Origin of the sequence: Mycolicibacterium canariasense, from assembly GCF_002101555.1 — a bacterium.
GTDB classification, from domain to species: Bacteria; Actinomycetota; Actinomycetes; order Mycobacteriales; family Mycobacteriaceae; genus Mycobacterium; species Mycobacterium canariasense.
In genome coordinates this window covers 132,606-145,456 of the sequence record NZ_LQOL01000056.1, presented here as the reverse complement: position 1 = coordinate 145,456, position 12,851 = coordinate 132,606, and the positions used below count along the sequence as shown (strand labels likewise).

At 68.2% G+C, this 12,851-nt stretch carries 12 protein-coding genes; 4 read left to right on the top strand and 8 right to left on the bottom strand.

What is annotated here, in order from left to right; genetic code table 11:
• Together AWB94_RS19895 and AWB94_RS19890 are read right to left on the bottom strand one after the other, a co-directional pair.
• Positions 1–328 (bottom strand): hypothetical protein (locus AWB94_RS19895; RefSeq protein ID WP_207626223.1); only part of this gene is annotated, 328 nt, incomplete at its 3' end.
• A gap of 76 nt (positions 329–404) precedes the next feature.
• On the bottom strand, positions 405–2,276 hold the full coding sequence (locus AWB94_RS19890) for an Hsp70 family protein (RefSeq protein WP_062657371.1): 1,872 nt from the start codon (positions 2,274–2,276) through the stop codon (positions 405–407).
• Positions 2,277–2,488: 212 nt separating this feature from the next.
• Between AWB94_RS19890 and AWB94_RS19885 the strand changes: the two genes are divergently transcribed.
• Entirely contained in the window at positions 2,489–2,971 is a 483-nt protein-coding gene (locus tag AWB94_RS19885; RefSeq protein WP_062657372.1) for a nuclear transport factor 2 family protein, read from the top strand.
• Here the strand turns inward: AWB94_RS19885 and AWB94_RS19880 are convergent, their stop codons facing one another.
• Positions 2,972–3,634 carry a L,D-transpeptidase family protein gene (locus AWB94_RS19880; RefSeq protein WP_062657373.1) on the bottom strand — a complete coding sequence of 221 codons (663 nt, stop codon included), beginning with the start codon at positions 3,632–3,634 and terminating at the stop codon, positions 2,972–2,974.
• A gap of 104 nt (positions 3,635–3,738) precedes the next feature.
• Between AWB94_RS19880 and AWB94_RS19875 the strand changes: the two genes are divergently transcribed.
• Positions 3,739–5,220, top strand: a complete 1,482-nt coding sequence (locus AWB94_RS19875; RefSeq protein ID WP_062657374.1) for a bifunctional phosphatase PAP2/diacylglycerol kinase family protein — start codon at positions 3,739–3,741, stop codon at positions 5,218–5,220.
• Here the strand turns inward: AWB94_RS19875 and AWB94_RS19870 are convergent.
• Positions 5,174–5,854: a phosphatase PAP2 family protein gene (locus AWB94_RS19870; RefSeq protein WP_064961318.1), complete on the bottom strand. Its 681-nt coding sequence runs from the start codon at positions 5,852–5,854 to the stop codon at positions 5,174–5,176. The two genes, AWB94_RS19875 and AWB94_RS19870, sit on opposite strands and share 47 nt — an antisense overlap.
• Before the next feature lie 91 nt (positions 5,855–5,945).
• On the opposite strand from AWB94_RS19870, the gene AWB94_RS19865 reads away from it, so the two are divergent.
• Complete coding sequence (locus AWB94_RS19865) at positions 5,946–7,598, top strand: purine-cytosine permease family protein (RefSeq protein WP_062657375.1); 1,653 nt, start codon at positions 5,946–5,948, stop codon at positions 7,596–7,598.
• A gap of 73 nt (positions 7,599–7,671) precedes the next feature.
• Positions 7,672–8,154 carry a hypothetical protein gene (locus AWB94_RS19860; RefSeq protein ID WP_062657376.1) on the top strand — a complete coding sequence of 161 codons (483 nt, stop codon included), beginning with the start codon at positions 7,672–7,674 and terminating at the stop codon, positions 8,152–8,154.
• Here AWB94_RS19860 and AWB94_RS19855 read toward each other — a convergent pair.
• From AWB94_RS19855 to AWB94_RS19840, 4 genes are all read right to left on the bottom strand, one after another.
• Positions 8,151–8,459, bottom strand: coding sequence for a putative quinol monooxygenase (locus AWB94_RS19855; protein ID WP_062657377.1), 309 nt, complete (start codon positions 8,457–8,459; stop codon positions 8,151–8,153). The two genes, AWB94_RS19860 and AWB94_RS19855, sit on opposite strands and share 4 nt — an antisense overlap.
• Positions 8,456–9,964: a carboxyl transferase domain-containing protein gene (locus AWB94_RS19850; RefSeq protein ID WP_062657378.1), complete on the bottom strand. Its 1,509-nt coding sequence runs from the start codon at positions 9,962–9,964 to the stop codon at positions 8,456–8,458. Before AWB94_RS19850 ends, AWB94_RS19855 begins: the two co-directional genes overlap by 4 nt.
• Entirely contained in the window at positions 9,964–11,166 is a 1,203-nt protein-coding gene (locus tag AWB94_RS19845; protein ID WP_062657379.1) for a CaiB/BaiF CoA transferase family protein, read from the bottom strand. Before AWB94_RS19845 ends, AWB94_RS19850 begins: the two co-directional genes overlap by 1 nt.
• A gap of 167 nt (positions 11,167–11,333) precedes the next feature.
• Entirely contained in the window at positions 11,334–12,707 is a 1,374-nt protein-coding gene (locus tag AWB94_RS19840) for an SLC13 family permease (protein ID WP_062657380.1), read from the bottom strand.
• Positions 12,708–12,851 lie beyond the last annotated feature (144 nt).

The following is a 12,851-nucleotide window of genomic DNA, read 5'->3' as shown; positions in this document are numbered from 1 at the left end:
CCGGTCCGGTGATCGAACCAGCAAAAATGCGGAGAATTAAAACCGAGTCCTGGTTACCGATCTCTGACGCGGAAGGCTTCGGCACGGCCATGGTGGTGGGTTCCACCGTCGCGGGGGTTGTCCACGTCGCGGTCGCTCCCATGTTGGCGGGCTCCACGACGGGCGAGGAGTAGGTGGTGTTGGCGGGGGCGTCACCCGATCCCGCCAACATGCTTGCCGAACCTCCGGCACTGTGCGCGGCACTGAGTGCACCGAGGGTGATCAGCGCGCCGGCACCGACGACGCCCAGAATCGCGCGCCGAGAGCGCGATGGCGGTTGTGTGTTCATGCCCCAGATCGTGCTGTGGCCAACCTCAGACTGGCTGGACCCTGGCTGTGAGGTTGCTGCCGTCCTCGTTACCGGGTCATTGCGGGAAGCCGGGGGCGCCCGGGTAGGGCGCCGGGGTGGGATAAGTCGGTTCGCCGCGGTTGGGCACCTGGATCGGGATGGGCACCGGGATCAACGGCACCTTGATGTAGGTCGTGGTCATCGCCGGCGTGGTGGTCTCGGTCGTGGTGGTGGTCGGCGGGGTGGTTGTGGTGGTACTCGGCGTCGTGGTGGTGGTCGTGGTCGTCGTTGTGGTCGTCGTCGTGGTCGGCTGGGTGGTGGTCGTGACGGTGACGGTGTGCGTCGCGGTGACCACCGGTTCGGGTGCTTGCGTCGGCGGCGGGGGCGGCAGTTCGGTGGTGACGGTGACCACCGGCGGCGGGGCCTGCACCGGCGACGGCGCGATCGCGGCGGGCGGCGTTTCGGCCGGCGGCGGGGTGATCGCATGGGTGGCCGGCGCGGTCGACGGTGCCGGGCTGGGGCGCTCCGAGTTGCCGGTCAGCGCGACCGCGACCCCGCCGAGCGCGACCAGGGTCAGCACACCCGCACCGGCGAAGACCAAGATGGGCAGTCGCTGCCAGGCTCGCGGCGGTTCGTCATAGGTACGCGGAACATGTTGCGCCACAGCACGTGTGGCGGTGTCCAGACTGTACGGATTGTCCAGGTTGTACGGGTTGTCCGCGGCGTACGGAATCTCCGGCCCGGCGTACGGGACCGGGTCGGCACCGGCGGCGTCGTCCTGTGACCAGGCCAGCGCACCGACCGCGCCCTCCGCGGTGGGCCCCTGTTGGGTGTCGGCGGCGCTGGGCGCAAGACCCGTCGGTGCGTCGGCCGCGGCGGGCGCCAGGCCGGTCGGCGCGTCCGGGGCTATCGGCGCCAGCCCGGTACGCAGGTCGGATTCGGCTCCGTACGCCGCGAAAAGTGCTGCGCCGGTGGCCGCATCGAGCGCAGGCTGGGCGGTGCTCACCACCGGGAGCCGAGTGTGCGCGGAAAGCCGTTGGGTGATCAGCGGAATACTCGCACCACCGCCGACGACAGCCACCGCGGACAGATCCGCGAAGGTGATCCTGTTGCGCTGCAGCAGGCTATCCAAAGCGGTCAGAACCTCGGCGAACGGCTCGTCGAGCAGTTCCTCCAATTCCGCTCTGGTGAGGCGGACCACCGGCGGCCGGCCCGGTAGCGCCAGGGGCACTTCGGTGGCGGTGACCGACGACAACCGCTCCTTGGCCTGCCGGCATTCCTCACGCAGCGCGCCGAGCAGACCCACCGCGGCGGTGGCATCGGCATCGGTGCCGGCGGAGCCGCCGAGCACCTTGGTCAGCACTGCCTGATCAATCAGGTCACCGGAGAACTCGGCCACCCGCAGCGTCTCGTCCAACGGGTCGAAGGCGGCCCCGGCATCGGCGAGCGTGATGCTCGTACCCCCACCACCGAAATCGAGCAGCGCCACCGGGCCGCCACCGTTCAGGCCGGGATTGGTGCGCAGCGAGGTCAACGCGGCCACGGCGTCGGACATCAACCGGGGCGGAGTTCCGTTCGGCGCGAGCACCGGGTTGGTACGGATGGCCGCGCGCAAGGTCCGCACCGTCGCGGCCGTCCAGTGCGCCGGGACGGCGATGGCGGCCTGCGGAGCCGGTCCCGTGCCGGCCACGCCGACCATCGCTTCCAGCGCCTCGACCAGGAGGTCCTCGGCGGCGTACGACGATCCGTCCGTCGCCACCAGTGGCACCGGATCACCCACCCGGTCCACGAATCCGGCCAACACCAGACCGTCTCCGGGGGGCACGCCGACGACCGGCGCACCGTGCGTGGGTAGCGTCAGCACAGCGCGCCGCGTGACAGACTGGCCGCCGACACTCGTCGCGACCAGGTTGGTCGTCCCGATCGACAACCCCAACGGGTCGCTCATATTGAGCACACCTTAGCCGCCATCGGACCGCCGACACGAACGGACACACCGCACCGATTCGAACTGCGTTCCGCCGCTGAACTTTTGGATCCGTTGTGTGTCCGCTTTGCAGCACGCCGCCCCGGCGGCACGTCATTTTTGACGTTGCCGTCAGCAGGCGGCCCGACCCAACTGCTCTGGATCGGCCTGCGTGAGGAGACATTTATGCTGCAATGTCGCCTGTGAGTGATAACGCACGCGACATCGAGGCCATCAAAGAGGTCAAGTACCGCTACCTGCGGGCGCTGGACACCAAACACTGGGACGACTTCGCCGACACCCTGGTCGAAGACGTCAAGGGCGACTACGGCCCGTCATTGGGCAACGAACTGCACTTCACCGACCGCGACGCGCTGGTGGATTTCATGCGCACATCGCTGGGTCCGTCCATCATCACCGAGCATCGAGTGGACCATCCGGAGATCACCATCGACGGCCCCGACGAAGCCTCGGCCACCTGGTACCTACAGGACCGCGTCATCGCGCCCGACTTCAACTTCATGCTGATCGGCGCCGCGTTCTACCACGACCGCTACCGCCGCACGCCGGACGGCTGGCGGATCAGCGCGACGTCCTATGACCGCACCTATGACGCCACCATGTCGTTGGAGAACCTGAACTTCAATCTGAAACCCGGTCGCGCACTGAACATCTGATCATTTCGCGACCGCGATCAGGGCACCTGGGCGCAGCCACTGCATGATCTTGACCAGGGTGGCATCGTCGATGGCGACGCAGCCCGCCGTCGCGCCGCCATCGGTGGTGTGCAGGAAGAACGCGCCCCCGTTGCCCGGCACCCTGGCCTTGTTGACACCCATGACCACGGCATGCGCGTACTGCGGAATCTGCAGATTCTCGGTGCCGCTGCTCGGGTCGGTGTCGAACGGGCACTGGGCCTTCTTGCACACCTGCATCGTGTTGTAGGTGGGGCTCTTCATATCGCCGTCCCACCAGTGGTCGGGCCCGACCTGGACGTACTGCAGCCCCGTCCCGGGATTGGGTTTGGTGCCGAACGCGAAGTCGAGGGTGAATATGCCCATCGGCGTTTTCATTTCACCGTCATGAGTCTGGGGTGCCATGCCGTTGGCCCCGATATGCGCCGGAATACCCACACCGATGGGTTCCCAGCCCGCGGCGGTGCGCTGCCAGACATCCATCTTCGCCGCCGAACCACCCACGCCCACAACGGAAATCACTTGGGTGGCGGCACCGACGGCGGAGGCGAACCACGGTGTCTCCACCGCGCGGGCCACCGGTGAGCCCACCGCAGCACCGCACAGGAGGATCACCGCGCACAGCAACGGGACCAGTCGGCGCATCACACCATCGTCGGCAGCGGGGCCGGGCGGGGTCAAGTCAAGGTTTGGACACGAGACCACGGCGAGCTTCCGGCCGCCGGCGGTGCCCTCAGTAGGTTGGACACATGATCGGACGACGGGCACGCGGACTCCAGCAGATCGGTCGGGGCCTGGGCACCCTCGACCGTGAGATCTTCGAGGCGGTCGCCGAATCACCCAGCCCGCTGCTCGACTCCCTCATGCCGCGACTGACCTCGGCGGCCGACCATTCCAAGATGTGGATCGCCATCGGCGTGGCCCTGTCGGCCGCGGGCACCTCGTCGATGCGACGCGGCGCCGCGCGCGGCCTGGTGACGCTCGCCATCACCAGCCTGGTGACCAACCAGGGCGCCAAACGGCTGTGGCGCCGACCCCGGCCGGACCGCACCCCGGTTCCCCTGATCCGCAGATCCCGGCGCGCCCCGACATCGAATTCGCTGCCATCCGGGCATTCGGCCAGCGCGGCGGCCTTCGCGGTGGGGGTCGGCCTGGAAAGCCCACCCGTGGGGCTGGGTCTGGCCCTGCTGGCCGGGCTGGTCGGCCTGTCCAGGGTCGCCACCGGCGCCCACTACCCCGGTGACGTCTTCGCCGGATTCGGCATCGGCGCCGCCGTCGCGGTGCTCGGGGCCCGCATCGTTCCGCCCATCGTCGAGGCCCCGCCCCCGACGTCGGAACTGCTGCGACTGGACACCCCGCCACGCCCCGACGGCGAAGGAGTGGTGCTGGTCATCAACCCCGCCTCGGGCAGCGGCACCGGGGCCCGCGTCGTCGACGAAGTGCACAGGGCACTACCCCGCACCGAGATCGTCGAGGTGGGCGAACACGACGATATCGCCGAGGTGCTGCGCGGCGCCGCCGCCCGCGCCGAGGTGCTGGCCGTCGGTGGCGGGGACGGGACGGTGTCGTGCGCCGCCGGGATCGCCGTCGACGCCGGCGTGCCGCTGGCGGTGTTCCCGGGCGGAACGTTCAACCACTTCGCCAAGGACATCGGCTGCGACACCGTGGCCGCCACGGTGGCGGCCATCCGCGCCGGACACGGCGCCCATGTGGACGTGATCCGCTTCAACGAGGACGACACCATCGTCAACACCGCCAGCATCGGCGCCTACCCGGCGTTCGTGCGGATCCGGGAGAAGCTCGAACACCGCATCGGCAAACCGCTGGCCGGGGCATACGCGTTGTGGCGCACGCTACGCAGCGATGCCGCGGTCCGGATCACCTACGACAACAAGACCGTGCAGACGTCGTTGTTCTTCCTCGGGAACGCGGTGTACGCGCCGTCGGGCTTCGCCCCGTCACGGCGCAGCCGGATGGATGACGGGCTGATCGACGTCCGCATCCTGGAGACCGGGCGTCGGTTCAGTCGCACCCGAATCCTGGTATCGCTCGCGCTGGGCCGCCTGGTGCGCTGCCCGCTGTATCACGAACTACGGGTGCCCGAATTCAGCTTCGTCGCGGTGGACGGGCCGACACCCGTCGCCCACGACGGAGAGGTCGAGAATTCCTGCCGAGAGGCGACGTTCAAGGTGCGCTACCGTGCGCTGCCGGTGTTCCGGCCGCTGGCCTGATCGACTCCCGGCTCAGCACCGGCAAGCACGCCAGCACCCACAGGTAGCCCAGTGCCCAGCCGGCCAGCACGTCGGAGGGGTTGTGCACATTGAGCACCACCCGCCCCACTCCGATCCCCAGGACGATCACCGCGCCCGCGACGATCACGGGCGTCCGCCAGCTGTGGTGCGCCGCGCCGGGGAGCATCTGCACCGCCACGATCGTCAGAGCCAGCACACCGGTCATCACCCCGAGCGCATGCCCGGACGGAAAGGACCAGGACGGTTCGTAGGCGAGATCGAAGGACGGGCGCGGCCGGCGCACCGCGATTTTCAACGCGGCGACCAGCAGACCGGACGCCTCCACCGACAGCGTCAGGAAAAGCGCCACCCGAAACTGCCGCCGAAACAGGGCGACGACGATGCAGATTGCACCCACGACCCGGAACACTCCGGGATGGAACACGTCGCAGAAGATCTTCCAGCCCCGGACCCAGCCCCGATGGTCCAGACCGTAACTGTGCAGGGGATCCAGGATCGCCGCGTCCGCCGTTGCCAGCCAGGCGGCGTGGGTCAGCACCGCGACCAGAAGCACGACGAACACCAGGGCACTCACGATCGCCAGTACGGTCGCCCACCGTGTCCTGCGTGTCACCGAATCAGTCCTACCATCCACAGCTGGACGCAGCCTGAGGGCAACGCCGTGGTGATACCGCGGAAACATAGCCCCCATAAGTTTGCTGACCATGACACAAGAGCTCACGGGCGAGCCGGCCGACGCCACCGTCGACCCGGATGACCGGCTCACCGCCACCAAGGAGACCCTCGAGGACTACACGCTGCGCTTTGCCCCGCGCAGCTACCGCAAGTGGTCCACCAGAGTGGTCGGTATCTCCGCCCTCGGCGGTATCGCCTACCTGGCCGACTTCGCGATCGGCGCGAACATCGGCATCTCGTACGGAACCACCAACGCGCTGTGGGGCATCCTCATCTTCGCCGTCGTGGTGATGCTGACCGGTTTCCCGGTGGCGTATTACTCGGCGCGGTACAACATCGACCTCGACCTGGTCACCCGCGGCAGCGGTTTCGGCTACTACGGCTCGGTGGTCACCAACGTCATCTTCGCGACGTTCACCTTCATCTTCTTCGCCCTCGAGGGCTCGATCATGGCCCAGGGCCTCCAGCTCGGGCTGGGTATCCCGTTGTGGCTGGGGTATGCCGCCTCCACCCTGATCATCTTCCCGTTGGTCATCTACGGCATGAAAGTGCTGTCCACCCTGCAGGTGTGGACGACGCCGCTGTGGTTGATCCTGATGGTGGCGCCGTTCATCTACCTGGTGCTCAGCCATCCCGAATCGGTCGGCCAGTTCTTCGCCTATCAGGGCGAGAACGGGGTCAAGGGCTTCGACATCGGCTCGACCCTGCTGGCCGCGGGCGTCTGCTTGTCGCTGATCGCGCAGATCGCCGAACAGAACGACTACCTGCGCTTCATGCCGCCGAAAACCCCGGAGAACAAGCGCAGTTGGTGGACCTGGATGTTCCTGGCCGGCCCCGGCTGGGTGATCTTCGGCGCCATCAAGCAGATCGTCGGCCTGTTCCTGGCCGTCTACCTGATCGCCAACGTGGCCGACAGTGCCGGTATCGCCAACCAGCCGGTGCACCAGTTCCTGGAGATCTACCAGAACTTCCTGCCGGGTTGGCTGGCGATGACCCTGGCCGTGGTGCTGGTGGTCATCAGCCAGATCAAGATCAACGTGACCAACGCCTACTCGGGCTCGCTGGCCTGGACCAACTCGTTCACCCGGGTCACCAAGACCTACCCGGGCCGGCTGGTGTTCCTCGGGGTCAACCTGCTGATCGCGCTGATCCTGATGGAAGCCAACATGTTCGACTTCCTGAACACCATCCTCGGCTTCTACGCCAACTGCGGCATGGCGTGGGTGGTGGTGGTCGCCTCCGACATCGTGTTCAACAAATACCTGCTGAAGCTGTCGCCGAAGGTGCCGGAGTTCCGGCGCGGCATGCTCTACGCGTTCAACCCGGTCGGCTTCGGCTCGATGCTGATCGCCGCGGGCCTGTCGGTCATCGCCTTCTTCGGCGGCCTGGGTGAGGCCATCCGGCCGTACTCGCCGCTGGTCGCCATCGGTCTGGCGGTGGTGCTGCCGCCGATCATCGCGATCGCCACCAAGGGCAAGTACTACCTGCGCCGCACCGACGACGGCATCGACCTGCCGATGTTCGACGAACACGGCAACCCCGCCGACGACCACCTGAAATGCCATGTCTGCCATCATGATTACGAACGGCCCGACATGATCGCATCGGCCACCGGCAACGGGTTCATCTGCTCGCTCTGCCTGAGCACCGACAAGACCGGGGAGCACGTACTCCCCGCCTGACGACGGGTGATTTGTGCACGTTCCGTCACGCCAAGCGGGACGGAACGTGCACAAGTCGTCGTACTGTGTGGTCATGGCCGTCTTACTGCGCAAACTGTTCGGCATCGGCAAGCTGCCCGATGATCTGCGTGCCGCGGTGGAAGCCGAGGGCATCATCCACCTGGCCGAATACGTGGCCGTCACCCGGCACTTTTCCGGACGTGTTCCCGGGTTGCGCTCGGCCGGCAGCGTCAGCAGCTACACCGGGTCACTGGTCTTGACCTCGCAGCGCGTGCTGGGCACCCTGTCCTCGGTGCCCAAGCTGGCCGGCCGGGTGATCGATCAGCGTTGGGATGCACCACAATCCGGTGCGGTGACCGCCGACATCTCGGAGACCGGACTGCACATCGAGGTCGACGTCGGCCGGGTCGATCCACGCTGCAGCGGACAGCTGTCGCTGCACTACAAGGAGCCGCTGACCGCCGAGGTTCTGGCGCAGCTACCCACCCTGCACCTGGCCTATGACGTGCCACCGGAGTGGGTGTTCCGGGCCGTCGGCGTGCCCTATCACCCCTAGGCCGGATCGCGTCCCAGCGGTGCGTCCAGCCCGTCCACGACGGTGATGACGGGCGGCGTGGCGAACAGCTCGGCGTGCGCCTCGACCGCCGCCCGGACCCGACCGTGCAGCCGTACATGCCGCTCGAAATCGGCGTCGAAGGCATCCAAAATGCCGAAAGTCGTTCCCCCGGAATGGAATCCGAACCAGATATGGGCGCCCGGTTCGGCGCCGACCAGCTTGTTGGCCTCCCGGAGAACGGCCGCGACGTCGGGCTCGCGGCCCGGCCGCGCCTCCAGCGTCACCAGAAACGACAGCGTCGTCACGCGTCGACCATCGGCGCGACGTGCCCCACCCGGTGAAACCGCTTCCCGCGCGCGATACGCCGCATATCGGTGTCCTGGGCGATCAGCTCGCTCAGCGCACGGTGCAGCGCGGCGCCGACGCGCTCACAGAACTGCCGTGGCTCGTCGGCGGCGTCGGGCAGCTCGGGGATGATCAAGTCCACGATGCCGGCCTGGCGTAGATCCAGGGAACGGATGCCCTGACGCACGGCCATCTGCGGGGCGTGCTCCACATCGCGGTGCACGATCGCGCTGGCGCCCTCCGGGGGCAGCGGCGACAGCCACGCGTGCTGGGCCGCGAGCACCCGGTCGGCCGGTACCAGTGCCAGCGCCCCACCACCGGTGCCCTGTCCCAGCAGCAGGGACACCGTCGGGGTGTCCAGATCGACCATGTCGGCGATGCAGCGAGCGATTTCCCCGGCCAGCCCGCCTTCCTCGGCGTCCTTGGACAACGCGGCACCGGCGGTGTCGATGACGGTGACCAGCGGCAGCCGAAGGTCGTTGGCCAGGCGCATCCCGCGTCGTGCTTCCCGTAGCGCCGCGGGACCGAGCGGCGTCAGCGGGGTCTGACCGCTGCGGTCCTGCCCGAGCAGTACGCAGGGCATGTCGCCGAAGCGCACCAGCGCCAGGATCAGTCCGGGGTCCGATTCGCCCTGCCCGGTTCCGTTGAGCGGGAGCACGTCGGCGGCGGCGTGGAACAGCAGTTCCCGCACGCCGGGGCGATCCCGCCGACGGGAGGCCAGCACCGAGGTCCAGGCGGGGACGTCGTCGACCGCCCAGTCCGGTACGTCCACCGCGTGCGGGCAACTGCGCGGGCTGTCGGTCATGATGCGCAGGGCGCGGTCGACGATTTCGCCGAGTTGTTCGGGCGGGCGGATGGCGTCGATCAGGCCGTGCGCCTGCAGGTTCTCCGACGTCTGCACTCCGGCCGGGAAGCGGTCGCCGTAGAGCGCCTCGTAGACCCGGGGCCCGAGGAATCCGACGAGTGCGCCCGGCTCGGCGACGGTCAGATGCCCCAGTGAGCCCCAGGACGCGAACACGCCGCCGGTGGTGGGGTGCCGCAGATACACCAGGTAGGGCAGATGGGCCGCCTTGTGCGCGGTGATCGCGACGGTGATCCTGACCATCTGCAAGAAGGCCACCGTGCCTTCCTGCATCCGGGTGCCGCCGGAGGTGGGCAGGGCCAGCAACGGCAATCCCTCGGCGGTGGCGCGGTGGATGGCGGTCACCAGCCGCTCCCCCGCCGCGACCCCGATGGAGCCGGCCAGGAACCCGAACTCGCTCACCAGGACGGCGACCCGACGGCCGCGAATGGTGACCGCACCCGTGGTGACCGATTCGTCGAGACCCGTCCCATTCCGGGCCGCCGCGAGTTCCTCGGCATAGCCGGCATCCACGGCGTACTCGGGGATCGGCGCGTCCCAGCACTCGAAGCTGTCGGCGTCGGCGACGATGTCGAGCACCTCGCGTGCGGACAGCCGGCGCATCAGACCGCTTCCTTGAGCCAGGCCCGCACCAGGTCCTCGTCCGCGCCGAGGACCGGCGGTGCGAGGTGCCGGGTCTCGGTGACCTCGGTGCCGTCGGGCTGGAAGAACCGCAGCGGCGGCCCCGGCAGGGTGACCGGACCCAGCGTGGCGTGCTCGACGTCGACCAGCAGTCCCTGCGACCGGGTCTGCTCCCACTCGTAGACCTCCCGCACGTTGCGGACTTTCCCTGCGGGAACACCGATTTCGTCGAGGAGCCGCAGCAGCGAGGTGGTGTCGTACGCGGCGAACAGCTTCGAGACCAAGGCGATGACCTCGGACCGGTTGGCCACCCGCTGCGGATTGGTCGCCATGCCCTCGGTGTCGGGGTCGACGCCGAAACCCGCGCAGAACCGGTGCCACAGACCTTCACTGCCCACGGAGATCTGTACCGCACCGTCGGCGGTCGGGAAGAGTCCGTACGGGCAGATCGACGGGTGGTGGTTGCCCTGGGCCTCGCCGATCTCGCCGGCGACCGTCCACTTGGTGCCCTGGAACGCGTGCACGCCGACGACGCTGGCCAGCAGCGAGGTGCGCACCACCGTGCCCGTCCCGGTGCGGTCACGCTGCCGGAGCGCGGCCAGCACCCCGAACGCGCCGTACATGCCGGCGAGCAGGTCCGCGATCGGGACGCCCACCCGCTGCACATCGTCGGGGCCCGAGCCGGTGAACGACATCAGGCCGGCCTCGCCCTGGGCGATCTGGTCGTAGCCGGCTCGGCCGCCTTCCGGGCCGTCGTGACCGAAACCGCTGATCGACAGGATCACCAGGCGGGGGTTGAGCTCGGCCAGGCGCTCCGGTGAGAAGCCAAGCCGGTCCAGGACGCCGGTGCGGAAGTTCTCCATCAGCACGTCGGCCTTGGCGACCATCTCCTCCAGCGCGCGACGGCCGTCGTCGGTCTTCAGGTCCAGGGTGATGGAGCGCTTGTTGCGGTTGGCGCACAGGAAGTAGGTGGACTCCCGCTCGGCACCCGCGGGTTCGACGAACGGCGGGCCCCAGCCACGGGTGTCGTCGCCGCCTTTGGGGCTCTCGACCTTGATGACGTCGGCGCCCAGATCGCCGAGCATCATCGCGGCGTGCGGTCCCGCCAGTGCCCTGGTGAGGTCGACCACCACGGTCCCGTTCAGTGGACCGCTGCGACCCGTCGTGTTCAGTGTGCTTGTCATCAGCGCGACTCCTATGGATTGGTGACCTAGTGGCCTAGCCAATTCATTGCAGCATTCGGTCCGCCCCCTGTCAATGGGTCATCTGCGCAGGTCAAACGGTGTCGCAGGCAGCAGGAAGCGGCGACCGCACGGTTGTGTGGTCGCCGCTGCCGGCCGGTGTCATGCGGTCATAGCCACCCGGGAAGGACGAGCACCGCCCAGGCGATGAACGGCCCGACCGCGACGACGAGCCCGCTGTACTTGAGGATCTGCTTGTAGAACGCGTCCCGGTCGATGCCCTGCGCGTTCGCCAGCACCAGAGCGCCATTGGTCGAGAACGGGCTGACGTCGACGATGGTCGAGGCGATCGACAGGGCAACGATGACGCCCACCGCCCCGACCTCGCCCGCCATCAGGAACGGCACCGCCAGCGGGATCGTGGCCCCGAGGATCGCCGTCGAGGACGCGAAGGCCGAGACGATGGCGCCGATGTAGCAGAGCAGCAAGGCCACCAGCAGCGGCGCGCCGAGTGCCGCGACGCCGTTGCCCACCCATTCGACCGTGCCGGCCTCCTGCAGCACCCCGACGAAGGTCAGCACCCCGCCGATCAGTAGCACCGTCGACCAGCTGATCTGGTTGATGGCGCCCTTCTGCGCCTTGGGCGAGGCCAGCGCGAGGACGACGGCGACGGTCATCGACACGAAACCCACGTCCAGGTCGAGGATCAACGCGAACACCGCCAGCGAAGCCAGGCCGACCAGGGTGAGGATCTGGTCGAAGGTGATCGCCTTGACCGCCGTCGCCAACGGCGGGGCGTTCTCCGCCGTCACCGCCTGGGATCGGGCCTTGGTGGTCGTGGTGCCGAAGCCCCGCATCACGGTGGCCGGGGACCGGCCTCCGCCGACGGCGCCGGTGTCACCCTCGGGCCGCGTCTCGTCGTCGTCGTGCACGCTGCGGCCGATCAGGTCGCGCCCGCCCAGGAAGACGAACAGCAGCACGCCGATGGCGGCGTTGAAGAACAAGCTGCCCAAGAACAAGGTCAGCGGGCTGTTGTGCAGCCCCGCATTGTCGGCGATGTTGTTGACGGTGACGCCGTAGATGCTGATCGGCGAGAAGCCGCCGGCCTGGGCACCGTGCACCACCATCATGCCCATCAGCAGGGGCCTGATCCGATAGCGCGCGGCGAAGCCCAGCGCGATCGGGGCCACGATGGCGACCGCCGCCGGACCGAGCGCCCCGATCGCCGTCAGCAGGCCGGTGACGCCGAACATCACCCACGGGATCAGCGCGACCCGGCCGCGGACCAGTCGCACCGCCGCCCGCACCAGCAGGTCGACCGTCCCGTTGTTCTGCGCTATCGCGAACAGGTAGGTGATGCCCACCAGGGTGAGGAACAGGCCGCTCGGAAAACCGCCGATGATCTTGTCGGCGTCCATGCCCACGGCCATGGTCCCCACGAAGAACGCCGCCACGAAGCCCAGCGCACCCATGTTGACCGGCAGGACCGTGGCGGCGACGAACATGACGACCAACGCCAGGATCGGAATCACTTCTACAGGCATCGGAACTCCACTCTCCCTATGGCTAATTGGCCTAGCCACTAAGTCACTAGGCAGTGAAGCAGTGAAACAGATCACTGTCAACCCCAGATGTGCCCGAGATCATGCTGCCACGGCGGCTATCCTTGGCTCGAAGGAACGGAGTGT

Bases quoted from the DNA above. Each gene is read 5' to 3' on its own strand.
- AWB94_RS19860 (WP_062657376.1), top strand. From the start codon at position 7,672: ATGGCCGTCTTACTGCGCAAACTGTTCGGCATCGGCAAGCTGCCCGAT.
- AWB94_RS19880 (WP_062657373.1), bottom strand. From the start codon at position 3,634: ATGCGCCGACTGGTCCCGTTGCTGTGCGCGGTGATCCTCCTGTGCGGT.
- AWB94_RS19850 (WP_062657378.1), bottom strand. From the start codon at position 9,964: ATGCGCCGGCTGTCCGCACGCGAGGTGCTCGACATCGTCGCCGACGCC.
- AWB94_RS19845 (WP_062657379.1), bottom strand. From the start codon at position 11,166: ATGACAAGCACACTGAACACGACGGGTCGCAGCGGTCCACTGAACGGG.
- AWB94_RS19840 (WP_062657380.1), bottom strand. From the start codon at position 12,707: ATGCCTGTAGAAGTGATTCCGATCCTGGCGTTGGTCGTCATGTTCGTC.
- AWB94_RS19890 (WP_062657371.1), bottom strand. From the start codon at position 2,276: ATGAGCGACCCGTTGGGGTTGTCGATCGGGACGACCAACCTGGTCGCG.
- AWB94_RS19865 (WP_062657375.1), top strand. From the start codon at position 5,946: ATGACACAAGAGCTCACGGGCGAGCCGGCCGACGCCACCGTCGACCCG.
- AWB94_RS19875 (WP_062657374.1), top strand. From the start codon at position 3,739: ATGATCGGACGACGGGCACGCGGACTCCAGCAGATCGGTCGGGGCCTG.
- AWB94_RS19885 (WP_062657372.1), top strand. From the start codon at position 2,489: ATGTCGCCTGTGAGTGATAACGCACGCGACATCGAGGCCATCAAAGAG.